Below are 24131 nucleotides of genomic sequence, written 5' to 3'. Positions count from 1 at the left end.
TCTGGTCCAACCGGCTGGGATCAGCAGCAGGAACCGGGACCGCACGCCCCCTGCCTGCTGATCATCGGACAGGCCCGGCCGTACACCGGGCTCGGCACGTACGGCGACCGTTGCTTCGGCAGCTTCCGGACGGTCGCCGGCTGACCGACGAGCTGGACGTTGGTACCGCTCGCCTGCGCGGCAAACGCCTCCCGCGTCAGCTGCACGATCTCGACGCCGCGTTCGTTGTCCGCGACGAAAACACTGTCACGGTGCCAGTACGGCGCCCACGAGACCGCTCCCTCGGGCCGCCAGTAGCCGATCTGGATCGGCCGGGCGGGGTTGGAGATGTCGAGGAACCGGGTTCCCTGCTGGTACCAGGAGTAGGCGACGATCCGGTTCTTCACGTCGAAGTAGTGCGCGGAGCACTCGACGTTGCCGGGGAGCGTCCCCTCCTGGTCGTCCGGGCTCCAGATGCCGACGGTCTTCATCTTCTTCGGCCGGTCGCCCCAGCCCTCGCCGTTCTCCGTGCCCTTCAACGACGAGATGACGAACCGGCCCTCGTCCTTGCACGTGGACGACCCGAAGGACTCCTCGGTGTGCAACAGCAGGCTGCCCGCCGGGTTCTGCGGTGTGGGCACCGGTCCGTCCGCCTCGGTCGCGCCGACGGGACGCAGCGAGTTGTGCGTGAACCCGCTCGGCATGTCGAGCTTCGGCACGCCACCGCCCGCGTAGGGCACGGGATTGGCCGCGGTCGCCTCACGTACTTGGCCGGTCAACGGATCCTTGTGCGTTCCACGGGTCCAGTAGCCGCGGGTGCCCCCGTCACCCGCGACCCACGCGACACCCGCGGCGTCGACCTGAACATCGTGCGTCACCAGGTTGCTGCCCGGTTTGCCCCGCGGATCCACCGACACCGGCAGGAGTTTCGGGTTCTTGGGGTCGCGAATGTCGGTGACGTAGACCTTTCCGCGTTTCTCGGAAGAGCCGTCGAAGCCGGTCGTCCACAGGTAGTCGCAGTCGTTGACGCACGACGTGATGTGGCCGGTGGGCAGCTCCTGGAAGGAGATCTTCTTCAGGTCCGCCGGGTTCTGCGCCGACAGCAGGTAGGTGCCGACCGGCTTGTTCTTGCCGAACGTGGACGACTCGCGCGCCATGAAGACGAGTTTTCGTCTCGGGTCGACGTTGACGTCCTCGTTCTCCCAGAACCCCTTGCTCGGGTCGTCACCGGGGAGCGCGAGCTCGGAGTTGGTGAGGTGGTCGAGGAGCTTCGGGTGGTCGAGGTCGGTGACGTCGAACGACTTGAGCCCGAACTGACCGCTCACGAACGCGACGTCCTTGCCGCCGTAGTCCATGAAGGCGATGGAGATCGCCCGTTCGGTTCCGGGTAACGCGGCCCGCAGCTTCACGTTCTTGGCCGCCGCCGCCAGTTGAGGTCGCTCGGCACGTTCGGCCGCCGCCGCCGAAGGTGCCTGGACGGCCAGCGCGATGAGCGCGGCCGCCGTCATCGTGGTGAGTACTTTCATGAACCGAGCGTGGTGCGGCTCTCCGCGCGGCGACCACCCTTCGATCGTCTACCGTTCTTCCCATGTCGGAACAGGCGACCGTCGAGCGGTTCAACGCGGACGGCTCCGCGACGGTGCTGCGCGACGACGGCGTGTTGGTCGACGTCTCGGCCGAATCGGTCACCGCGGGTGGCTGGCGGATGCTGCGTCCCGGTCAACGGGTGACCCTTGAACGTACGCCCGATGGCGTGGTGATCGCCGTTCACCGGCCGGTTCTGTGACGAGGAGTTCACCGTCTCGTCGTTCGCGGCAGGAGCGTCACGGCCGATAGTGCGGAAGAATGCATCGCGTGAGCACGGAGAACAACGACGGCAAGGCGACCCCCAAACGCCGCGCGCGGACCAAGCCGGCGGTCACCCCGCGACGGCAGCCGCAGCCGCGGGCCGCGACTCGGCGCGCGTCCACCACGCGTGCGAAAGCAGCGCCTGCCGAGACGCCTGAGGCCAGTGGGACGACCTCGCCGCGCGCGATCCCGTCCGCTCCCCCGGCGGTGACGTCCGGAACCGCGCTCACGGACATGCCCGACGACCGGTACTTCAACCGGGAACTGTCCTGGTTGGACTTCAACGCCCGCGTGCTGGCGCTCGCCGAGGACAACTCGCAACCGCTGCTCGAGCGGGCGAAGTTCCTCGCCATCTTCGCGTCGAACCTCGACGAGTTCTACATGGTCCGCGTCGCCGGCCTGAAGCGCCGCGACGACACCGGCCTCACCGTGCGCAGCGCGGACGGTCTCACCCCGCGCGAGCAGCTGGCCGGGATCTCCAAGCGCACGCAGGAGCTGGTGGAGCAGCACGCCCGCGCGTTCCTCGACCACGTCCGGCCGGGCCTGGAGGAACACCGGATCAGCATCGTGACGTGGGGCGACCTCACGGACTACGACCGGCTGCGGATGTCGAACTACTTCACCGACCAGGTCTTCCCGGTGCTGACGCCGCTCGCCGTCGACGCGGCGCACCCCTTTCCTTATATCTCCGGTCTCTCGCTGAACCTCGCGGTGACCGTGCGGGACCCCGAGGGCGGCGGCGAGAGGTTCGCCCGCGTGAAGGTGCCGGACAACGTGCCGCGGCTCGTGCGCGTGGAGGCGGACCGGACGTCGTCGTCGGCGACCTTCCTGCCGTTGGAAGAACTCATCACCGCGCATCTGGGTGAGCTCTTCGCGGGCATGGAGGTCATCGAGTCCCATGCGTTCCGGGTGACGCGCAACGCGGACCTCGAGGTCGAGGAGGACCGCGACGAGGACCTGTTGCAGGCGTTGGAACGCGAGCTGGCGCGGCGGCGGTTCGGCCCGCCGGTGCGGCTGGAAGTCGCCGACGACATGACCGAGGACATGCTCGAACGGCTGTTGCGCGAGCTGGAGGTCGACCCGCACGACGTGGTGACCGTGCCCGGCCTGCTGGATCTGTCGTGTTTGTGGCAGTTGTACGGCGTGGACCGCAAGCAGTTGAAGGACCCGGCGTTCGTGCCCGCGACGCACCCGGCGTTCGGCGAACGCGAGACGCCCAAGAGCGTGTTCGCGACGCTGCGCGAGGGCGACGTGCTGGTGCACCACCCGTACGACTCGTTCTCCACCTCGGTGCAGCGGTTCATCGAGCAGGCCGCGGCCGACCCGCACGTGCTCGCCATCAAGCAGACGCTGTACCGGACGTCCGGTGACTCGCCCATCGTGGACGCGCTCATCGACGCGGCCGAGGCGGGCAAGCAGGTCGTGGCGCTGGTGGAGATCAAGGCGCGCTTCGACGAGCAGGCGAACATCAAGTGGGCGCGAGCTCTGGAGAAGGCCGGCGTGCACGTCGTGTACGGCCTGATGGGGTTGAAGACGCACTGCAAGACGGCGCTGGTGGTGCGGCAGGAGGGATCGACGATCCGCCGTTACTGCCACATCGGCACCGGCAACTACAACCCGAAGACGGCCCGGTTGTACGAGGACGTCGGCCTGCTGACGGCGGAACCGACGATCGGCGCGGACCTCACGGACCTGTTCAACGTGCTGACCGGATATGCCCGTCAGGACGAGTACCGCAGCCTCCTCGTTGCCCCGTACGGGGTTCGCAAGGGGATCGTGGAGCGGATCGAGCGGGAGATCGAGCACGCCCGTGCCGGTGACGCGTCCGGTGTGCGCATCAAGGTGAACTCGCTCGTGGACGAGCAGGTGATCGACGCGCTGTACCGCGCCTCGCAGGCCGGTGTGCCCGTCGACGTCGTGGTGCGCGGCATCTGCGCGTTGAAACCGGGTATCAAGGGACTGTCCGAGAACATCCGCGTGCGGTCGATCCTCGGGCGGTTCCTGGAGCACTCGCGGGTGTTCCACTTCGTCGGCTGCGACGAGCACTGGATCGGCAGCGCGGACATGATGCACCGCAACCTGGACCGTCGCGTCGAGGTGCAGGTGCGCGTGACGGACCCGCGGCTGACCGCGCAGCTGGAGGAGATGTTCGACTCGGCTCTGTCCCCGTCGACGCGGTGCTGGGTGCTGCGTTCGGACGGTGAATGGGAGCCGGCGCCATCGGACGGCACGCAGGTCCGCGACCACCAAATGGAACTGTTGCGCAAACACGGGGCGTTGGGCTGAGCGTGTCGGATGTGATCGTGGCCGCGGGAGCGGTCCTGTGGCGTGACGCCGATGGTGATGTCGAGATCGCCGTCGTGCATCGGCAGCGGTACGACGACTGGTCGTTGCCCAAGGGAAAGCTCGACGCGGGCGAGACGGTCCCGGCGTGCGCGGTCCGGGAGATTTCCGAGGAAACCGGTTACGCGTGTGTGCTGGGCCGGTTCCTGCAAACGGTGTCGTACGTCGATCGTGGTCGCCCGAAGGATGTCCATTACTTCGCCGCCGAGGCGGTTTCGGGGTCTTTCGTGCCGAACAACGAGGTGGACTCACTCCAGTGGGTCTCCCTCGCGGAGGCGCCTTCCCTGCTGTCGTACGCGGCCGATCGGGCCGTGGTGGCGGAGTTCGCCCGCCTGCCGGCCGATCTGGCGGTCGTTCTGCTGGTGCGGCACGCCAAGGCCGGCAAGCGCTCCGAATGGTCCGGAGACGACGATCTCAGGCCGTTGAGCGAGGCCGGTTGGCGGCAGGCGGCAGGCCTTCGTTCACTCTTGCCGTTGTGGTGCCCCACGCGTGTGCACGCGGCTCCCAGGGTGCGCTGTGTGGACACCGTGGCGGCCGTGGCGGACGATCTCGCGGTGGACACCGTCTTGGAGCCGCGGCTGGCCGAGGAGGGCTACTGGCCCGATCAGGACGCCGGTCTGGTGCGCCTGCTGGAGATCGCGGCCGACGAGGGCCGGGCCGTCGTGTCGTCGCAGGGCGGCGTGATCCCGTCCGTCGTCGGAACCCTTGCGGACATGGGCGGAATCCGGCTTTCCGAGATTCCGTGCAAGAAGGGTTCCGTGTGGATGCTGGCCTTCACCCGTCCGTTCGGCACGTGGTCCACTTCGGACTCGCCTTCGCGCTGGCCAACCCTGGTTTCCGCCCATTACATCGCCTCCGCGCTACCCCGTCCGTAGCACCGGTTCCGGGGTGCCGAGAGGACGACTCGGCGGGGCTGAATGGGCAACACGCGGGGTTCGGGCGTTACGTAAAACAAAGCGGAAGGGCCCCGGTGTGCGCACACCGGGGCCCTTCCGCTGTTACTGCCTAGTCAGACAGGCAGCGCACTCACTTCTTCTTGGCGGCCGTCTTACGAGCCGCCGGCTTCGCCGCAGCCTTGGCCGCGGGCTTGGCAGCCGCGGTCGTCTTCGCGGCCGTGGTGCGCTTCGCGGCCGGCTTCGCCGCCGCCTTGGTGGCGGTGGCCTTCGCAGCCGGCTTGGCCGCCGCCTTCGTGGCGGTGGCCTTGGCAGCCGGCTTGGCGGCGGCCGTCGTGGTCCGGCGCGTTGCCGGAGCCTTGGTGGCCGCAGCGGCCGTACGAGTGCGGGTGGTGGTCGCACGCGTGGTGGTGCTGCGCGTCGCCGGAGCCTTGGCAGCAGCGGGCTTCGCGGCCGCGGCGGCGGCCGGACGGGCAGCCGGCTTGGCCGCAACAGCCTTCGGCAGCTTCTTCGCACCGCTGATGACGTCCTTGAACGTCGAGCCAGGGCGGAACGCGGGCACGTTGGTCTTCTTGACCTTCACGGTCTCACCCGTGCGCGGGTTGCGCGCGGTGCGAGCGGCGCGTGCGCGCTTCTCGAAGACACCGAAGCCCGTGATGTTGACCTTCTCGCCCTTGTTGACGCTCCGCACGATGACATCGACGATGCCGTCAACAGCAGCACCCGCGGTCTTCTTGTCTCCCAGGCGCTCGGCGAGCGCCTCGATGAGCTGGGCCTTGTTCACCTTCAGTCCCTCCCAGGACGCTCACGGCCCAAGTTCAGGCCGACTAGAACGCAACGGTAGGCCCAAATGGCAAGAAATACCAATCGCCACGCCAGATTTTTCGTTGTGGCGTGGCTAATTGCGCCCTTACGAGGGACAAGGACGCCGGATTCCGGCCTCATCAGAGGGGAATCCGGCCCCTGTTCAGACCGTCGGAAGCGGATCGGTTGTGGGCAGCCAACTCTGACGACCGCCCTCGAAACGGCCGATCTCGTCGCCGTGCCGAAGGGTCAGCGCGATGTCGTCGAGGCCCTCCAAGAGGCGCCAACGGGTGTAGTCGTCGATCTCAAATGGCGCGACCAAGTCCTTGGCACGGACGGTCTTGTCGGTGAGGTCGACGGTCACCTCGGTACCCGGCTCCGCCTCGAGGAGCTTCCACAGCAACTCGACATGCTGCTGGTCGCACTGCGCCGCCACGAGTCCCTGCTTGCCCGCGTTACCCCGGAAGATGTCGGCGAAACGCGAGGAGATGACTACCCGGAAGCCGTAGTCCATCAACGCCCAGACGGCGTGCTCACGGGACGATCCGGTGCCGAAGTCAGCGCCCGCAACGAGGACGCTGCCCGCCTTGAACGGTTCCAGATTGAGCACGAAGTGCTCGTCACCGCGCCACGCGGCGAAGAGACCGTCCTCGAAACCGGTACGCGTCACCCGCTTCAGGTACACCGCCGGGATGATCTGGTCGGTGTCCACGTTGGACCTGCGCAGCGGCACGCCGACGCCGGTGTGGGAGGTGAAGGCTTCCATCGTCAGTTCTCCAGGTCTGCGGGGGCGGACAGCGTGCCTCGGACGGCCGTCGCGGCCGCCACGAGCGGCGAGACGAGGTGGGTGCGACCGCCCTTGCCCTGCCTGCCCTCGAAGTTGCGGTTGGAGGTCGAGGCGCTGCGCTCGCCCGGCTTGAGCTGATCCGGGTTCATGCCAAGACACATCGAGCAGCCCGCCTGGCGCCACTCGGCGCCAGCGTCGAGGAAGACCTTGTCCAGGCCCTCCTCTTCGGCCTGCGCGCGCACGCGCATGGAGCCCGGTACCACGAGCATCCGCACCCCGCTGGCGACGTGCTTGCCGCGCAGGACGTCCGCGGCGGCGCGCAGGTCCTCGATACGCCCGTTCGTGCACGAACCCAGGAAGACGGTGTCGACCTGGATGTCACGCAGTGGCGTGCCCGGCTCCAAGCCCATGTACGTCAGCGCCTTCTCGGCGGCGACGCGCTCGTTCTCGTCGGGGATCGAGGCGGGGTCTGGCACGGCCGCGCCGAGCGGGAGTCCCTGACCGGGGTTGGTTCCCCAGGTGACGAAGGGGGTGAGCTCGTCGGCGTCGATGTGGACCTCGGCGTCGAACTTCGCGTCGTCGTCGGTGCGCAGCGTCTTCCAGTACGCCACCGCGGCGTCCCAGTCCGCTCCGGACGGCGCGTGCGGACGGCCTTCGATGTAGTCGAAAGTCGTCTGGTCGGGCGCGATCATTCCCGCGCGCGCACCGGCCTCGATCGACATGTTGCACACCGTCATCCGCGCTTCCATGGACAGCGCCTCGATCGCGCTCCCCCGGTACTCCAGCACGTAGCCCTGTCCGCCGCCGGTACCGATTTTCGCGATGACGGCGAGGATGATGTCCTTCGCCGTGACGCCCGGCTTGAGCGAGCCGTCCACGTTGATGGCCATCGTCTTGAACGGACGCAACGGAAGCGTCTGGGTGGCGAGCACGTGCTCCACCTCGGACGTGCCGATGCCGAACGCCAGCGCGCCGAAAGCGCCGTGCGTGGACGTGTGGCTGTCGCCGCACACCACGGTCATTCCGGGCTGCGTCAGGCCGAGCTGCGGGCCCACGACGTGGACGATGCCCTGCTCTGCGTCACCCATCGGGTGCAGCCGGACACCGAACTCCGCGCAGTTGCGGCGAAGCGTCTCGACCTGCGTGCGCGAGATGGGGTCCGCGATCGGCTTGTCGATGTCGACGGTCGGGACGTTGTGGTCCTCGGTGGCGATCGTCAGGTCCGTGCGCCGCACCTTGCGACCCGCGAGCCGCAGCCCGTCGAACGCCTGCGGGCTGGTCACTTCATGGAGGAGATGGAGATCGATGTAGAGCAGATCGGGTTCCGCGCCAGTGCCATGGCGCACCACGTGTGCTTCCCACACCTTCTCCGCGAGCGTGCCGCTCATCATCCACTCCCAAGATCTGGACTGCCGACAGATCTGGACTTCTCACTTGCTGGGAAGTTAGTATCGGCTTGTGGGACAGCATAGCGGGATCGGCGTGCTGGACAAGGCCGTGGCCGTGTTGAACGCCGTAGCGAAGGATCCGTGTGGGCTCGCCGAGTTGTGCAATCGGACGGGCCTGCCTCGTGCGACCGCGCACCGGTTGGCGGTGGGACTCGAGGTGCATCGGTTGCTGCGCCGCGGTTCCGACGGCCGATGGCGTCCGGGCGCGGCACTGGCGGAGCTGGCGGGCGGGGCGACGGACCCCTTGCTCGACGCGGCTTCCTCGGTGCTGCCACGCCTGCGCGACATCACCGGTGAGAGCGTGCAGCTCTACCGCCGGGACGGCATGCAACGCGTATGCGTCTCGGCCGCCGAACCCCCGTCAGGCCTGCGCGACACAGTGCCGATCGGCGCGCGACTCCCCATGACCGCCGGCTCGGGCGCCAAGGTCTTGGCGGCGTGGAGCGACCTGGGCACGCAACGCGCAGTCCTCGCGGACGCCGTATACGGCGAACGCACCCTCCTGGAGGTCCGCCGCCGCGGCTGGGCGCAAAGCGTCGCAGAACGCGAACCAGGCGTAGCTTCGGTAAGCGCCCCAGTCCGAGACAGCGCGGGCACGGTTGTAGCCGCAGTATCGGTTTCCGGCCCAATCGACCGAATGGGCCGCCGCCCCGGCGCAAGGTGGGCAGCAGATCTTTTGGCAGCAGCAGAAGCCCTACAAGCGCGCCTTTAAAGAATCGACGAAATGGAGCTTCCCCCCAGGCCGGTCAGCCAGGCCTGGGGGCGACGCCGAAGGCAAGCCCAGCGAGGCGAAGCCTCGCAACGTGGGGGGCATGGGGGGCTCGGCCCCCCAAAATAAAAGCGAAAGAGGCCTGGTCACGGCACCACCGTGACAGGCCTCTCCCACCTCTGTAGCCCCGAAGGGATTCGAACCCTCGCTACCGCCTTGAGAGGGCGGCGTCCTAGGCCGCTAGACGACGGGGCCCTAGAACATCTTGTTCTGTTTTGCTGTTCTGTACTCTACCACAGTGGTTTTTAGCCTCTGTGGCTGGGGTACCAGGACTCGAACCTAGACTAACTGAACCAGAATCAGTCGTGCTGCCAATTACACCATACCCCAATGGCTTTCCTGATCAGCTTCCCTTGCGGGCGCCTCTCGTTCGTGCCGGGAGAAATACTAGACCACGGGTCCCCCGAACGTGAAATCGGCCCCCACCAAGGAGCATCTGTCCTGGTGAGGGCCGGTCTCCGGAGGTCTCAGGCGGTGGCGGTGGACAGCTCGCACACGAGCAGCTCGGGCAGTTCCGCGAGGCTGCTGATCGTCGACAATCCGGCGGGCAGCGTGCCGCCCTGCGGTCCGAGCCGGTTGATCCACACGCCGTGCATCCCCGCGTCGCGCGCGCCGATGGCGTCGGCGTGCAGCCGGTCGCCGACGTGAACCGTGTCACCCGGCGGCACTCCCAGCGCGAGGCACGCGGTGTGGAAGATCACGCGGTCCGGCTTGGCGCAGCCGACCTCGCCGGCGATCAGGACGGTGTCGAAGTACTCGGCGAGCCCCAGCTGCGCGATCTTCACACGCTGGTGACGGCCGGAGGCGTTGCTGATGGCGGCGATGGGCAGTCCGGCGGCGCGCAACCAGTCGAGGGTCGGGATCGCGTCCGGGAAGAGGCACCAGCCGGCGGTGAGGACCTCCTGGCGGCCGAGCTCGCGGCGGGTCGCCTCCTCCAGCGAGAGCTCCTCGCCCAGGGCGGCGAAGAAGGCCTGCGTCCTGATGTTGCGCATCGACTCGTACTCGAGTTCACCGGCGAGCTGCCGCGACACGTGGTCGTCAGTGATCCGCTGCCACAACGACCAGGCGTCGGCGTTACCGACCATCGAAGCCAACGCCGCGCGCGATGAAGTGCTGTAGTCGACAAGTGTGTCGTCGACGTCCAGGCAGACAGCGCGGATCTCGCCGGTTCTCTTACGCGTGAAAGTCGGGGACGCAGTTGTCACCCCGTGAGGCTAGGTGCGCGGAGCCCTCGTCCGATTCGGCTAACGAGGTGATTCCTGTGGGTCCTTGCACGATCAAGGAACCCTTGAGAGCCCAAACGAACTAGTCAGACTGCTCTGAGCGCCAAGAGCAATCGCCCGATCGAGCGTTCTTACCGAGACGGACCCACCGTGTCCCAGTAGGCAGTACGACGGGCGCGACACCTTACGCGCCGTCGTCTCACTACGCACCTGAAGGTGTCCAATTCGTGCCTCGGGTACCAGACCGTCCAAAGAGGACTATACGAGGCAACATCACCACCCGTTCAGGGTAACGGCACTTGACGCCCAAGCCCCGGAGGAGCACTCTGTAGTTATTCAACACATGATGAAAAGAGGGGACCATGGAAAGGACGACGGTGTTGATCGCGGGCGGCGGCCCCGCGGGCTTGATACTGGGGTTGTTGCTGGCCAGGGGCGGCGTTGAGGTCACGGTGCTGGAGAAGCACGCGGACTTCCTGCGCGACTTCCGCGGCGACACGGTGCACGCCTCGACGTTGACGCTGCTGGACGAACTGGGCCTGGGCCCGTCGTTCGCCGAGGTGCCGCACCAGATCGTCGACAAGGCTCAGGTGCTGCTGGACAGCGGCCCGGTGACCATCGGCGACATGACGAGGCTTCCGGGCCCGCACAAGCACATCGCTTTCGTGCCGCAATGGGACTTCCTGGACCTGATCGCCGACGCGGCGCGCACCGAACCAACCTTCACCCTCCGCATGGAAACGGAGGTGACGGGCCTGCAACGCCAGGGCGACCGCATCACCGGCGTCAAGTACCGCACGCGCCAGGGCGAAACCGGCGAGATCGCCACGGACCTCGTAGTGGCCGCCGACGGCCGCTATTCCATGGTGCGCAAGGAGGCCGGCCTCCCGGTACACGAGTTCGGCGTCCCCATGGACGTCTGGTGGTTCCGCGTCCCGCGCTTCGCCGGCGAACCCAACGGCGCCACAGGCCGCTTCGGCCAGGGCGCGGGCCTGGTCCTGATCAACCGCGGCGACTACTTCCAAATCGCCATGCTGATCCGCAAAGGCATGGACCAGCAAATGCGAGCCGAGGGCATCGAGTCCTTCCGCCGCCGCGTAGCCGCTCTGGTTCCCTGGCTGGAAGACCGCATGGAAACCGTCGAGTCACTCGACGACGTGAAGCTGCTAACCGTGAAGCTAGACCGCCTACGCCAGTGGCACCGCAACGGCCTACTGTGCATCGGCGACGCCGCGCACGCCATGTCCCCCATCGGCGGCGTCGGCATCAACCTGGCAATCCAGGACGCGGTAGCCGCCGCCACGTTGCTGGCGAAGCCCCTACGTGAAGGCCGAGCCACCCCAGCAATGCTGTCCCGTGTGCGCCGCCGCAGGTGGCTGCCCACAGCCGTCACGCAGAACGTGCAACGGTTCATCCAGAACGCGTTCCTGAGCCGTGCCTTGAACGGCGCGGCGGGCTTCGTGGGGACGAGCAAGATTCCTTTGCCGATCAGGGTGATGCAGCGCTTCCCGTTCCTGCAGGTGATTCCGAGCTACATGGTGGCGATCGGCCTACGCCCAGAACACGCCCCGGCGTTCGCCCGCCGCGCGCCGGAACGCATCAAGCGAACGTAGCCCAGGCTCGGGGTGCGGGAACGTACAGCTCACCGGTCGGGAACGTACGGCTCGGAGGTCGAGAACGTACGACTCGCGCGGAGCGGGGATCGCGGGGAGCGGGATGTGGTGGGAGGCCGGGATTGTCGGAGGCTGGCGCTACGGTCGGCTGGGGGTGTGTCGGCGCGCGGCGGATGTGAGCTGCCCCCGTATCCAGGCTAGCGAGGGGGACCGACAGTTCCGGGGGACCGACAGTTCCGGGGGACCGACAGTTCCGGGGGACCGACAGTTCCGGGGGGCCAGCGGTTCTGGGTGGGGCCAGCGGGTTCTGGGTGCGGGAACTGAGACGCGGGGTGCGGGAACGTAAGACTCGCGCGCACGGAGACGGGACTCGGGGTGCGCGAAGGTGGGACTCGGGGTGCGCGAAGGTGGGACTCGGGGTGCGCGAAGGTGGGACTCGGGGTGCGCGAAGGTGGGACTCGCGGGGCTTAGTTGAGGACTCGCCGGGGTCGAATTGAGGACTCGCGCGGTCGCGGCGGCGGGAACGTACGGCTCGGGGGTCGGGAACGTACGACTCGCGCCACACACGATGCGCGAAGCGCGAGCCACGGGACCAGGACCACGACGGCACCGGCAGCTACAACCGCGCGCGCAGCGCGCAACCAACCGGTGGTGGGCCCCTCCCGTCGCATCGCAGGCGAAGCCCTGCCGCATCCGAGACCCCAGGTCAAGCACGCTTTTCGCTTGACCTGGGGTCTCGGATGTGGCTGCCTCAGGTGCGATGCGACGGGAGGGGCCCGCCACCCCAACGCGACCCACTACGAAACGAAACCCCCGGAGGCGGCCCCTCTTTGAGCTGAGCCGGGGTCCGGGGCGGAGCCCCGAGCAGTAAAAGGCGACCACGCACCAAACCGGCAGCCAAGGAAAGCCACCACGAAAGCCACCGCGTCACCCAGTCGACACGCGCTCCAAGCGAGAAGAAGATCCCAGCACCATGGCCACGGCGTGAGCCCGATCCCGAGCCTCCAACTTCCGCAAAATAGCCTTGACGTGCGTCTTCACCGTGTCATGACTGATGAACAACCGATGCGCAATCCGAGCGTTGTCCATCCCCTTAGCCATCTCAACCAACACATCGAACTCCCGAGCAGACAACCGCCCCAAAGCAGCCGGCGGCGGCATCCGAGCAGGCAACGAAGCCAAGGCCCCAAGCCGAGAGTCGATAGTCGGAGAAGCCCCCCGCACCACCCCAGCGATCAACGGCAACAGCTCAGCCAACGGAGTCGTCTTCAACAGATAGGCAGCAGCCCCGGCGTCGAGCGCCGCCCGAGCCCAGTGCGGACAGTCCGCATTGGACAAGACCACAACCCGAGCCCGAGGCTGATGCGACAACACGTCACGCACAGTCCGCAGAGGCCCAGCCCCAGGCACGTCGAAGTCGGTAACAACGAGGTCGACCGAGACAGACCGAAGAGACCGCGCGGCATCGGCCGCGTTGTGTGCGATGCCGACAACGCGGAAGAGTTGGGTGCGGTGCAGCGAGATCCGCAGTCCCTCGGTGATGAGCTGCGAACCGTCGACGAGCAGCGCACGGGTACCCGCGAGCTCCGTCATGGAGACGGGAAGCTACTCGCGGGTACCCGCCGCGTTAACAGCAGGAGCGCGGATTGCTCCGAACGTCTACCTGTTTGCGACCGGATTGGTGAGCGTGCCGAGTCCGTCCACAGTCACCGAAACCGTCTGTCCGGCCCGCATCGGTCCGACCCCCGCGGGTGTCCCGGTGAGAATCACGTCACCCGGCAGCAAGGTCATCACCGACGAGACGTACGCGATCAGTGACGGGATGTCGTGCACCATCGAAGAAGTACGGCCGTCTTGCAAGACGGCGCCGTCCAACGTGGTCGTGACGCGGACGTCGGACGGGTCGAACTCCGTCTCGATCCACGGGCCGAGCGGGCAGAACGTGTCGAAGCCCTTCGCGCGGGTCCACTGGCCGTCGGACTTCTGCAGGTCCCGCGCGGTGACGTCGTTGGCGATCGTGTAGCCCATGATCACGTCGCGGGCGCGGGCCGGCGTCACCTCGCGGCACGGCTGGCCGATCACCACCGCCAGCTCGCCCTCGAAGTCGACCCGCTCGGAGACCGCGGGCAGTTTGATCTCCGCGTTCGGGCCGATGACGGACGTGTTGGGCTTGAAGAACATCAACGGGTTCTCGGGGACCTCGTTGCCGAGCTCCTTGGCGTGGTCGGCGTAGTTGCGGCCGATGCCGAGGATCTTGGTCGGGAGGATCGGGGCGAGCAGCCGGACGTCCGCCAGCGGCCACTTGCGACCGGTGAAGGTCGGTGAGCCGAAGGGGTGTTCGGCGATCTCGGCGGCCTCCTCGCCGTGTACTGCGACGAAGGCCACACCTTCTGGATGAGCGATTCGAGCGATGCGCACGTACTACACCCTAGACACCGAACGCATCGCCTTGTGCACCAGCGCGTCGCACAACGCCAGCCAGCTCGCCTCGACGATGTTGCCGTGCACGCCCACGGTGGTCCACTCGCGCTCGCCGTCGGTCGACTCGACGAGCACGCGCGTCACGGCGTCCGTGCCGGGGTGCTCGGTGAGGATGCGCACCTTGTAGTCGGCCAGCTCGACACTGTCCAACCAGGACAGATGCGGCAGCAGCGCCTTGCGCAGCGCGGCGTCCAGCGCGTGCACGGGGCCGTTGCCCTCGGCGGTCGCGATCACCCGCTCGCCGTTCACGTGCACCTTCACGGTTGCCTCGGACACGATCACGCCGTCCGACCGGTGGTCGAGCACCACCCGGTAGGACTCCAGGGAAAACGGCGCACTGTCCAATGAAGACAGCTCGTCGCGCAGCAACAACTCCAGCGACGCGTCGGCGGCCTCGAAGGACCAGCCCTTGGCCTCCAGCTCCTTCACGCGCCGCAGCGCGCTGCCGACTTCCGCTGACCGGCCGGTCAGGTCGAGCCCGAACTCACGTCCCTTGAGTTCCAGACTCGCCCGACCGGCCATCTCGGTGACCAGCACCCGCATGTCGTTGCCGACGGTCTCCGGATCGATGTGGTTGTACAGCTCCGGATCGACCTTGATCGCGCTCGCGTGCAGACCCGCCTTGTGGGCGAATGCTGACGACCCGACGTAAGCCTGGTGGGTGTCGGGTGCGAGGTTCGCGATCTCGGCAAGCGCATGGGAGACACGGGTGAGCTCGGCCAGTGCCCCGGTCGGGAGCACGTCCATGCCGAGCTTGGTCACGAGGTTTCCCAGTACGGCGAACAGGTCCGCGTTGCCCGCGCGTTCGCCGTATCCATTCGCAGTGCACTGCACGTGCGTCGCGCCGGCCTGCACGGCGGCGACGCTGTTGGCCACGGCGCAGGACGTGTCGTCCTGGCAGTGGATGCCCACGCGGAAGCCGGTCTTCCCGATCACTTCCGCGACCGTCTCGGCGAGACCGAGCGGCAGCTGGCCGCCGTTCGTGTCGCACAGCACGACGACGTCCGCGCCACCCTCCACAGCGGACTCGAGAACCCTCAGCGAGGTGTCCGGGTCGAACGCGTAGCCGTCGAAGAAGTGCTCCGCGTCGAGGAAGACACGCCTGCCGTTGTCCACGAGGAACCGCACGGTGTCGCGCACCATGGCCAGGTTCTCGGTCACATCCGTGCGCAACGCGCGCTCGATGTGCCGGAGATCCGACTTCGCGACGAGCGTGACGACCGGCGCCTGCGAGTCGAGGAGCGCCCGCACCTGCGGGTCCTCCTCGACCTTCACACCGGCCTTGCGCGTCGCTCCGAACGCGACGAGCTGCGCGTGCTTGAGCGGGAGGTCGCCGGCGGCGGCGCGGGCGAAGAACTCGGTGTCCTTCGGCAGCGCACCGGGCCAGCCGCCCTCGATGAAACCGACGCCGAGGCCGTCCAGCAGCTTGGCTACGGCGAGCTTGTCCGTGACCGAGTAGGAGATCCCCTCACGCTGCGCGCCATCGCGCAACGTCGTGTCGTAGACGTGGAACTCGTCACTCGGGCCGGTCATCGGTTTCTCCCATCAGGACAAACAAAAAGACCCCCCGCGGATGCGAGAGGTCTGCGCGTCGGGTGCTTGGGGAAGCACTTACCCGACGCGCTCGTCGATAATGATGGCGGCGAACGAAGCCATGGCCCGGACTCTGCCACAGCTCACCAAGGGGCGGAAGGGCCCTCCCACGACCTGAGACAAGCGATCACTCGAACGTGTCATCTCAACGGGCCCGAAAAGCCGTCAAGGCCACCTTTACAACGTTGAACGTTGTAAAGGTGGCCTTGACGGTATGAACGTCAGCCCGTGCGGACGTTCGACGAGACCAGCGCCGCCAGGCGGTCGCCGATCGCGTAGGTCGCGCCCGGCGAGGCGTGGTCGCGCGTCGCCAGGTCGAACGCCACGGAGGCCTCGATGCGGCGGGACGCCTCGTGCTCGCCCAGGTGGTCGAGCAGCAGGGCGACCGACAGCACGGCGGCCGTCGGGTCCGCGATGCCCTGGCCGGCGATGTCCGGCGCGGAACCGTGCACCGGCTCGAACATCGACGGGTTGCGCCGCGTCACGTCCAGGTTGCCCGACGCCGCCAGGCCGATACCGCCGGTCACGGCGGCCGCCAGGTCCGTGAGGATGTCGCCGAACAGGTTGTCGGTGACGATCACGTCGTACCGCGACGGGTCGGTGACCATGTGGATGGTCGCCGCGTCGACGTGCTGGTACGCGACGGTCACGTCGGGATGCTGCAACGACACCTCTTCGACCACGCGCGACCACAACGAACCGGCGTGCGTGAGCACGTTGGTCTTGTGGACGAGCGTCAGGTGCCTGCGCGGACGGGCCGCCGCGCGGGCGAACGCGTCACGCACCACGCGCTCGACGCCGAACGAGGTGTTGATGGACACCTCGGTGGCGATCTCGTGCGGGGTGTCCTTGCGCAGCAGGCCACCGTTGCCCGCGTACGGACCCTCGGTGCCCTCGCGCACCACCACCATGTCGATCTCCGGCGGATCCGCGATCGGCGAACGCACGCCGGGATAGAGCCGGGCCGGCCGGAGGTTCACGTGGTGGTCGAGTTCGAACCGGAGTCGCAGCAACAGGCCGCGCTCCAGGATTCCACTCGGCACCGACGGATCTCCGACCGCGCCGAGCAGGATCGCGTCGTGCTGGCGTAGCTCGCCGAGCACGGACTCAGGCAACAACTCTCCCGTGGCGTGCCAGCGCGCCGCGCCGAGGTCGTAGCGGGTGATTTCGGCCGCCGGAACGACCTCGCCGAGCACCTTCAACGCCTCGGCGACGACCTCGGGCCCGATCCCGTCTCCTGGGATCACTGCGAGCCGCATCCACACACCTCCCAGGTGTCAGTCCCTGTTCTTCTCCGGGACCCTTTACTTCGCGAAAGGTTACCGGCATCGGGACCCTGCGCCGCATGGCGGACACCCTTCTGGGGTGATGTCTCCCGTACTGCGGGACACCCACACGGCCCAGTCCCCACTGTCGAGTGTCACTCGACCGTAGGAACCGGGCCGCGTCAAGGGTGAACGGAACGGTTATGAGGCGTTCGGCCTCGGGGCCCGCACCTCGACGACCGAGGCACGGTCACCTCGGGCGTTGTGGTGGTTCAGGACGAGCAGACCCTCGGCCTTGTCCGCCGCCAGCGCGGCCGCGTCGCGGTTGACGACGAGGGCCGTGCCCGGCCGCGCCAGGTAGGACAGCGCGGCGTCGCCGCCACCCTGCGCCCACAGGCCCGGCTTCAGCGGGTCGAACGACAGCGACCGGTCGATCACGTCGATCAGGCCGTTCGCGTTGCCCGGCGCGCGGTAGTAGCCGGTGGAACCGGCCGTGTAGGACAGTCGCGCGGTGTCCTTGGTCGGGTCGATGCCGAGCGAGACCAGCGAGACCGGCAGCACGATGACGTTCGTGTCGAACGTGTTCGTGTCGACGTCGCCGAACAGGCCGTTCACGGACTGGATGTCCACGGTGGCGCCGCTGGCGAGGTTGACCGTCGTGGCGACCAGCAGGTCGGTGTCGGTCAACCGGGTCGCGTAGGTCTCGAAGTCCGGCGTGCCGTCACCGTTCACGTCGATGTCGACGAACGGGATCGTGTTGACGCCGAGGTTGTACCAGTCACCCCAGGTCGCGATGCCGAACGCGAGCAGCGACTCCTCCGGCTTGCCCTGCGCCTTGGCCAGCGGCGCGGTCGACGCGGCGCCGACGTAGCGCAGGTCACCGCCCTTGGCCGTGTCGTTCAGGGTGCAGTTCTCCGTGACGTTCGCCTTGCACCGCGGCAGGCGCGGGGACTTGGCCTGCAGCTCGAGCACGCTGACCAGCGAGCGGTACGCCTGCGCGCCCGAGCCCTGGTCGATGCCGCGGCCGTTGAGGTTCAGCACGGCCTGCTTGTCCGTGCCGCGGAAGCGGATGCTGCCCGCGGTGGAGATGTTCGCGACGGGCTTCGGGGCCGAGTACACGGGCACCTTCAGCGCCACCGACGAACCGGACTTCGGCGTGAGCACCACGCGGCCGGACGCGTCGGCCAGGAACTGGCGCGGCACGTCGAGCTGCGTCGTCACCATGGTGGGGTCGATCGTCTTGCGCAGCGCGGCCGGGTTGTCGATCTTCAGCGTGACCTGCACGCGCGCGATGCCCTTCGGGCTGAGCCGCACGGTGTTCGTCGAGAGCTGGTAGCTCACGCCGGGGATCGTGGTCAGCGCCTCGTAGCCGACGTTGTAGTCGACCCACTTGGTGCTCTTGTTCTCGACCTTGATGGTCTTGGTGAGCGACACCGGCTTCGAGACCTCGACGACGCCGAAGCTCGCGCTGACGTACGACGGGTCGTCCTGCACGAACGCCAGGACCTGGTTGTCCAGCGCGGCCTTGCCGTCGATCCGGCCGGCACCGACGCGGTTGGGCGCGTAGGTCTTGCCGTCCTGCTTCACGTCCGCGCCGGCGGTGTTCATGATCGCGGCCTTGACCTCTTCGAGCGACCAGTCCGGGTGGGCCTGGCGCACGAGGGTCGCGATACCCGTGGTGTGCGGGGCCGCCATCGAGGTGCCGCTGATCGTCAGGCGGCCGTTGCCGCTGCCGACGAGCGTGGAGGTGATGGTGTCACCGGGCGCCGCCACGTCCGGCTTCACCGCGAGGTTGCGGTTGCCGCGGGAGGTGAAGGTGCTCGGGGTGTCGTCGAGCTTCTTGTCGTACGTCGGCAGCGAGGTGCGCAGGTTGCCCGCCATGTGGACCTGCAGCGTGCCCGCCTGCAGCAGCGGCCGCACCTGCGCGGTCGCGGTGCCGGTGAACTGGAACACCGGGATGCCCGCGTTGCCGGCGATACCGGCGGCGAAGTTGTCCAAATTGGACGAGAGCACGACACCGGCCGCGCCGGCGGCCTGCGCGTTGTTGGTGCGGGCGCCCGAACCGCAGCGGCGCGTCGCGTCGTTGTCGTCCCACTCCAGCCAGACGAACTTGCCACCGATCTGCTCGGTGAACGGCAGGCAGCCGTCGGCGTTGCCCGCCTGCGTCAGCGCCACGACCGGCTTGGTCAGGTCCAGCGTCGGGTAGCCGGTGTAGTTCTGGCTGTACTGACCGGGCTTCACGCCCTGGCCGACAACCTCGGCCGCGTCGCGCAGCACGTAGGCGTCGCGCACGCTGGCGACCGTCAGCGCCTCGGGCGTCGCGCCCGGCGAGCCGCCGACGTCGTAGAGATCGCCGCCGTTGCCCGCGGAGAAGACGCTCAGCACGCCGTTCTTGTAGAGCTTCTTGACGAACAGGCTGTCCGGGTCGTCCGGAGCGCCGTAGTCGCTGCCCAGCGACAGGTTGACCACGTCGAGGTGGTCGGAGAAGTCACCGTCGCCGTCGGGGTCGAGCGACCAGTCCAGCGCCTGGCCCGTGACGTTCGTCGAACCCTCGCAGCCGAACACCTTCAGCGAGTACAGCAGCGCCTTCGGCGCGGTGCCGGGGCCGATGCGCATCGCGTCGAGCGTCTTGCCGTCGAGCTTGGTGTAGTCGCCCTTGAACGTCGAACCGTCGGCGTTGACGCCGAAGCCCGCCGCGGTGCCCGCGACGTGCGAGCCGTGGCCCTCACAGTCGATCGGGTTGTTGTCCGGCTTCGGCACCGAGTTCGGGTCCGCGCCGTCGTACTCCTCGCCCGCGAAGTCGTAGCCGCCGACGACCTTGGCCGTCGGGAAGTACTTCGGGTCGGCCTTCAGCGGGTCGACCGCCTTGAACGCCTCCGGCGTGCCGGGGCCGCCGAAGTTCGCGTGCGTGTAGTCGACGCCGGTGTCGATGATGCCGACGCGCATGTCGTCGCCGAGCTTGCCGTACTGCTGCCACGCGTTGAGCGTCTTGGTCAGCTGCACGGCGTTGGAGTTGGTGCGCTTCTTGGGCACCACCGGGTAGACGGACTTCACGTCCGGGCGTGAGGCGAGCTCACGCACCTTCTTCGCGTCGGCGCTCACGACGACACCGGGAACACCGTTCGTGGTGCGGAACAGTTCCTTCGTGCCGTTGTCCGCGACGCGCAGTTGGCCGACCACCTGGTCGGCCTTGCTCTTCGTCTCGTTGCGGGCGTCCTTCGCGGCCTGCTTGGCCGCTTCTTTGCCCTGGCTTTGCTTTTCCGTGAACGCGTCGACAGCGGGCTTGCTCTCCAGCTCGACGAAAGCGGTGACCTTGCCCGCTTTCGCCAGTCGCGGCGAGACCTTCAGCGCCAGCGCTTTCGCGTCCAGACCGTGGGCGGTGGGTTGGCTTCTGGCGAGCGGGGCGTCTTGCGCTGACGCGCTCGCGGGGTCTATCAAAAGCGCGGTGATGGCAGCGACCACCGCGAGACGAGTTCGGTTCACAAACCGAGGACGCTAATCCTCTATCTTGCTTGAGGAACTGCGCCAATCAGGCTAATTAATGATGATGGGAGGGGCCGATCGGCTCCCTCCCATCGTAGGGTGTTTCCGTTACCTGTCAGCCGAAATCAACCGCACGCACCGTGCGGGCGCCCACGGCTGCTCCGATCGGGTCGAGCACGGCCGTGTCAACAGGACGGTCGACGCGCAGGAGCATGAACGCGTCCGCGCCGTCCTTGGTCTGGCTGATCTGCGCGGCCTCGACGTTCACGCCGGCCTCGCCGAGCAGCGTGCCGACGGTGCCCATGACGCCCGGCCGGTCCGGGTACTCGAGCAGCAGCACGTGGCCCTCGGCGCGGATGTCGAAGGACCGTCCGTTGATCTCGACGAGCTTCTCGACCTGAGCGATACCGCTGATGGTGCCGGAAACGCTGTGCTGCGTGCCGTCCGCGTGCACCGCGCGCACCCTGACGACGCTGCGGTGGTTCGGGCTCTCCGGCTCACGCACCAGCTGCACGTCCACGCCGAGGTCCTCGGCGAGCCGCGGCGCGTTGACGAAGGTCACCTGCGACTCGACCACGCTGGAGAAAACGCCGCGCAGTGCGGCGAGCGGCAGCACCGTGACGTCCTCATTGGACAGCTCACCGCGCACCTCGATGTGAACCGCGGCCGGCGCCTTCGAGGACAGTGCACTGAGGACGGTGCCGAGCTTCTGCACGAGCGGCAGGTACGGGCGCACCTCCTCGCCGACCACGCCGCCGCCCTGGACGTTCACCGCGTCCGGAACGAACTCGCCGGCGAGCGCGAGCTTCACGCTGCGCGCGACGTCCGTGCCCGCGCGGTCCTGCGCCTCGCCGGTGGACGCGCCGAGGTGCGGCGTCACGACCACGTTCGGCAGCCCGAACAGCGGGCTGGACGTGGTGGGCTCGGTCGCGAACACGTCGACGCCCGCGCCGCCGACGATGCCGTCGGTGATCGCCTGCGCGAGCGCGTCCTCGTCGATCAGGCCGCCGCGCGCGGCGTTGACGATGATCACGCCCCGCTTGGCCTTCGCGAGCTGCTCGGAGCCGATGAGGCCCTTGGTCTCCGGCGTCTTCGGCAGGTGGATGCTGATCGCGTCCGCGCGCTCCAGCAGCTCCTCGAGGCTGACGAGCTCGACGCCGAGCTGCGTGGCGCGCTGGGCGCTCACGTAGGGGTCGTACGCGATGACGTTGGTGCCGAACGCCTGGACGCGGGCCGTGAACAGCTGGCCGATCTTGCCGAGGCCCACGACGCCGACGGTCTTGCCGTTCAGCTCGACGCCGTTGAACGAGCTGCGCTTCCACTCGCCGCCCTGCAGGCTGCGGTCGGCGGCCGGGATCTGCCGCGCCACGCTCAGCAGCAGCGCGAGGGCGTGCTCGGCGGCGCTGACGATGTTGGACGTCGGCGCGTTCACCACCATGACGCCGTTCTGCGTCGCCGCGGGCACCTCGACGTTGTCGAGGCCAACGCCGGCGCGGGCGACGACCTTCAGCTTGCGGGTCGCCCCGAACACCTCGGCGTCGACCTTGGTGGCGGACCGCACGAGCAGCGCGTCGGCGTCGGCGACGGCCTCGAGCAGCGCCGGGCGGTCGGTGCCGTCGACGTGGCGCACTTCGACCCCGTCGCCGAGCACGTCGAGCACGGACGGAGCGAGCTTCTCGGCGATCAGGACAACGGGTCGGCTCGTGTTGGTCACGGACATCGCTCCCATGATTCGGAAGGTGGTGAGGCGCGGAACGGTCGTTCGCGAATCCCGCGCCGACCGGGCACCGCAATGTGTCCGGACTGTTAACGAGTCTAATCAGCGGGTGTGCCGGGTTTTACCCAGGGTGGCCCAGCTCACCGCGAGTCCCACCCTCCAACAGCGCGAGTCCCACATTCCGGGCTGCCGGAATGTGGGACTCGGGGTGCACGAGGGTGGGACTCGCGGGTCACCAGGGCTCGTCGAACTCCCCGTCCTTGGCGCCGGCCACGAACGCGTCCCACTCGGCCATGGTGAAGACCAGGACCGGACCTTCCGGATGCTTGGAGTTCCGCATCGCCACGTACGTCTTCTCGTCGGTGTGCTCGACGAAGGCGATCTCGACGTGCTCGTCGTCCGGGTCGCCCTCCTCGCTGCGCAGCCACTCGGCTTTGCTCAGGTCCAGGTGGCCGCGGACGTGGGCCTTGTCGTCGTAGATCGGCGCGCTGTCAGCACTGTCGGTCATGCGAGTGAAGCTAGCGGATCCGAGTGGCCGCGTACCGAAGGCGCCCCTAGCATCGCCGACTGCCGAAATAGTGAGATTCGCCCGAATTGACGAGGTGCGCTCATGATTCGAATGTTGGCCGTGACCGCAATGACGGCAGGGGCCCTCGCCCTCGGAGCCGGCGCCGCGAGTGCCGATCCGCTGCTCGACGTCGGATTCAGCATTGACACGAAGACGATCAATCTGAACGCGGGCTTCTTCGACGACGATGTGTCGGCCCACCTGGACCTGCCCTAGGCAAACGGGAAGGCCCGCGGCGCGTCACACGCGCGCCACGGGCCTTCCCCGGAAAAAAGTCCAATCCAGCGGAAAGACTCAGGCCGTCTCGGTGATGGGACGGTCCACCCACGACATGAGGTCGCGCAGCTTCTTGCCGACCTCCTCGATCGGGTGCTGCTCGCCCTCCGCCTGGAGCTTCTTGTAGTTCGGGCGGCCGGCGTCGTCCTCGGAGACCCACTCCTGCGCGAAGCGGCCGTCCTGGATCTCGGCGAGAATCTTGCGCATCTCCTCCTTGACCGCGGGCGTGATGACGCGCGGGCCACGGGTGACGTCGCCGTACTCGGCGGTGTCCGAAATGGAGTAACGCATGCGCGCGATGCCGCCCTCGTACATGAGGTCGACGATCAGCTTGAGCTCGTGCAGGCACTCGAAGTACGCGACCTCGGGGGCGTAGCCCGCCTCGGTGAGCACCTCGAAGCCCGCCTGCACCAGCGCGGAGGCGCCACCACAGAGGACGGCCTGCTCGCCGAAGAGGTCCGTCTCGGTCTCTTCCTTGAACGTCGTCTTGATGACGCCGGCACGGGTGCCGCCGATGCCCTTGGCGTAGGACAGGGCCAGCGCCTGGGCGTTGCCGGACGCGTCCTGCTCGACCGCGATCAGGGCGGGCACGCCCTTGCCGTCGACGAACTGGCGGCGCACGAGGTGGCCGGGGCCCTTCGGGGCGACCATGGCGACGTCCACACCGGACGGAACGGTGATCAGGCCGTAGCGGATGTTGAAGCCGTGGCCGAAGAACAGGGCGTCACCCTCGGAAAGGTTGGCCGCGATCTCGTTGGCGTAGATGTGCCGCTGCGCGGTGTCCGGCGCCAGGATCATGATCACGTCGGCCCACGCGGAGACCTCGGCCGGCGTTCCGACCTCGAGGCCCTCCTCCTCGGCCTTGGCGCGCGACTTGGAGCCCTCCTGCAGACCGATGCGGACCTCGACGCCCGAGTCGCGCAGCGACAGCGCGTGGGCGTGGCCCTGGCTGCCGTAACCGATCACGGCGACCTTGCGGCCCTGGATGATGCTCAGGTCGGCATCGTCGTCGTAGAAGATCTCGACGCTCACAGGTATTTC

At 67.9% G+C, this 24131-nt stretch carries 19 protein-coding genes and 2 tRNA genes; 6 read left to right on the top strand and 15 right to left on the bottom strand.

Going from position 1 to position 24131, the window contains the following annotated elements; all coding sequences use genetic code 11:
* Positions 1-20 precede the first annotated feature (20 nt).
* Positions 21-1505 (bottom strand): LVIVD repeat-containing protein, encoded by a 1485-nt coding sequence (locus tag QSK35_RS38025; protein WP_285752653.1) that lies wholly within the window; start codon positions 1503-1505, stop codon positions 21-23.
* A gap of 62 nt (positions 1506-1567) precedes the next feature.
* Between QSK35_RS38025 and QSK35_RS38020 the strand changes: the two genes are divergently transcribed.
* From QSK35_RS38020 to QSK35_RS38010, 3 genes are read left to right on the top strand one after another with little or no spacing between them, the layout of a single operon-like run.
* Positions 1568-1765: a hypothetical protein gene (locus QSK35_RS38020; protein WP_285752652.1), complete on the top strand. Its 198-nt coding sequence runs from the start codon at positions 1568-1570 to the stop codon at positions 1763-1765.
* Positions 1766-1824: 59 nt separating this feature from the next.
* Positions 1825-4113, top strand: a complete 2289-nt coding sequence (locus QSK35_RS38015; RefSeq protein ID WP_285752651.1) for an RNA degradosome polyphosphate kinase — start codon at positions 1825-1827, stop codon at positions 4111-4113.
* Positions 4114-4115: 2 nt separating this feature from the next.
* Positions 4116-5045, top strand: coding sequence for an NUDIX hydrolase (locus tag QSK35_RS38010; RefSeq protein ID WP_285752649.1), 930 nt, complete (start codon positions 4116-4118; stop codon positions 5043-5045).
* A 151-nt stretch (positions 5046-5196) separates the two neighbouring features.
* Here the strand turns inward: QSK35_RS38010 and QSK35_RS38005 are convergent, their stop codons facing one another.
* The 3 genes from QSK35_RS38005 to leuC form a co-directional block, all read right to left on the bottom strand.
* Positions 5197-5847 carry an HU family DNA-binding protein gene (locus QSK35_RS38005; protein WP_285752647.1) on the bottom strand — a complete coding sequence of 217 codons (651 nt, stop codon included), beginning with the start codon at positions 5845-5847 and terminating at the stop codon, positions 5197-5199.
* Positions 5848-6030: 183 nt separating this feature from the next.
* A complete protein-coding gene (leuD, locus tag QSK35_RS38000; protein ID WP_285752645.1) occupies positions 6031-6633 on the bottom strand; it encodes a 3-isopropylmalate dehydratase small subunit in 603 nt (200 codons plus the stop codon).
* Between the two features lie 2 nt (positions 6634-6635).
* The gene (leuC, locus tag QSK35_RS37995) at positions 6636-8042 is read right to left on the bottom strand and encodes a 3-isopropylmalate dehydratase large subunit (RefSeq protein WP_285752644.1); all 1407 of its coding nucleotides are present in this window, start codon (positions 8040-8042) and stop codon (positions 6636-6638) included.
* A gap of 70 nt (positions 8043-8112) precedes the next feature.
* On the opposite strand from leuC, the gene QSK35_RS37990 reads away from it, so the two are divergent.
* Positions 8113-8814, top strand: coding sequence for an IclR family transcriptional regulator (locus QSK35_RS37990; protein ID WP_285752642.1), 702 nt, complete (start codon positions 8113-8115; stop codon positions 8812-8814).
* A 179-nt stretch (positions 8815-8993) separates the two neighbouring features.
* Here the strand turns inward: QSK35_RS37990 and QSK35_RS37985 are convergent.
* From QSK35_RS37985 to QSK35_RS37975, 3 genes are all read right to left on the bottom strand, one after another.
* Positions 8994-9066: transfer RNA gene (locus QSK35_RS37985), tRNA-Glu, on the bottom strand.
* Between the two features lie 60 nt (positions 9067-9126).
* Positions 9127-9201 (bottom strand) — tRNA-Gln (locus QSK35_RS37980).
* Between the two features lie 137 nt (positions 9202-9338).
* Positions 9339-10076, bottom strand: a complete 738-nt coding sequence (locus tag QSK35_RS37975; RefSeq protein ID WP_285752640.1) for an HAD family hydrolase — start codon at positions 10074-10076, stop codon at positions 9339-9341.
* 380 nt (positions 10077-10456) lie between these two features.
* Between QSK35_RS37975 and QSK35_RS37970 the strand changes: the two genes are divergently transcribed.
* Positions 10457-11707, top strand: coding sequence for an FAD-dependent oxidoreductase (locus QSK35_RS37970; protein WP_285752639.1), 1251 nt, complete (start codon positions 10457-10459; stop codon positions 11705-11707).
* A gap of 927 nt (positions 11708-12634) precedes the next feature.
* On the opposite strand, the gene QSK35_RS37965 is transcribed toward QSK35_RS37970, so the two are convergent.
* From QSK35_RS37965 to QSK35_RS37935, 7 genes are all read right to left on the bottom strand, one after another.
* The gene (locus tag QSK35_RS37965) at positions 12635-13300 is read right to left on the bottom strand and encodes a response regulator transcription factor (RefSeq protein WP_285752637.1); all 666 of its coding nucleotides are present in this window, start codon (positions 13298-13300) and stop codon (positions 12635-12637) included.
* Between the two features lie 66 nt (positions 13301-13366).
* Positions 13367-14125: a fumarylacetoacetate hydrolase family protein gene (locus tag QSK35_RS37960; protein ID WP_285752635.1), complete on the bottom strand. Its 759-nt coding sequence runs from the start codon at positions 14123-14125 to the stop codon at positions 13367-13369.
* 3 nt (positions 14126-14128) lie between these two features.
* Positions 14129-15721, bottom strand: a complete 1593-nt coding sequence (gene cimA, locus QSK35_RS37955) for a citramalate synthase (RefSeq protein WP_285752633.1) — start codon at positions 15719-15721, stop codon at positions 14129-14131.
* Positions 15722-16002: 281 nt separating this feature from the next.
* On the bottom strand, positions 16003-17040 hold the full coding sequence (locus tag QSK35_RS37950; protein ID WP_285752632.1) for a 3-isopropylmalate dehydrogenase: 1038 nt from the start codon (positions 17038-17040) through the stop codon (positions 16003-16005).
* Between the two features lie 207 nt (positions 17041-17247).
* Positions 17248-20529: a S8 family peptidase gene (locus tag QSK35_RS37945; protein ID WP_285752630.1), complete on the bottom strand. Its 3282-nt coding sequence runs from the start codon at positions 20527-20529 to the stop codon at positions 17248-17250.
* A 115-nt stretch (positions 20530-20644) separates the two neighbouring features.
* Positions 20645-22249: a phosphoglycerate dehydrogenase gene (gene serA, locus QSK35_RS37940; RefSeq protein ID WP_502881769.1), complete on the bottom strand. Its 1605-nt coding sequence runs from the start codon at positions 22247-22249 to the stop codon at positions 20645-20647.
* A gap of 229 nt (positions 22250-22478) precedes the next feature.
* Complete coding sequence (locus QSK35_RS37935; RefSeq protein WP_285752628.1) at positions 22479-22754, bottom strand: DUF397 domain-containing protein; 276 nt, start codon at positions 22752-22754, stop codon at positions 22479-22481.
* Between the two features lie 102 nt (positions 22755-22856).
* On the opposite strand from QSK35_RS37935, the gene QSK35_RS37930 reads away from it, so the two are divergent.
* Positions 22857-23030, top strand: a complete 174-nt coding sequence (locus tag QSK35_RS37930; protein WP_285752627.1) for a hypothetical protein — start codon at positions 22857-22859, stop codon at positions 23028-23030.
* Between the two features lie 78 nt (positions 23031-23108).
* Here the strand turns inward: QSK35_RS37930 and ilvC are convergent, their stop codons facing one another.
* The gene (gene ilvC, locus QSK35_RS37925; protein WP_285752626.1) at positions 23109-24122 is read right to left on the bottom strand and encodes a ketol-acid reductoisomerase; all 1014 of its coding nucleotides are present in this window, start codon (positions 24120-24122) and stop codon (positions 23109-23111) included.
* Positions 24123-24131 lie beyond the last annotated feature (9 nt).

The sequence above is a fragment of the Lentzea sp. NBRC 105346 genome (assembly GCF_030269605.1).
Classification (GTDB): domain Bacteria; phylum Actinomycetota; class Actinomycetes; order Mycobacteriales; family Pseudonocardiaceae; genus Lentzea.
Note: the sequence above shows the minus strand (reverse complement) of the source record. Positions and strands in the feature narration are given on the sequence as shown.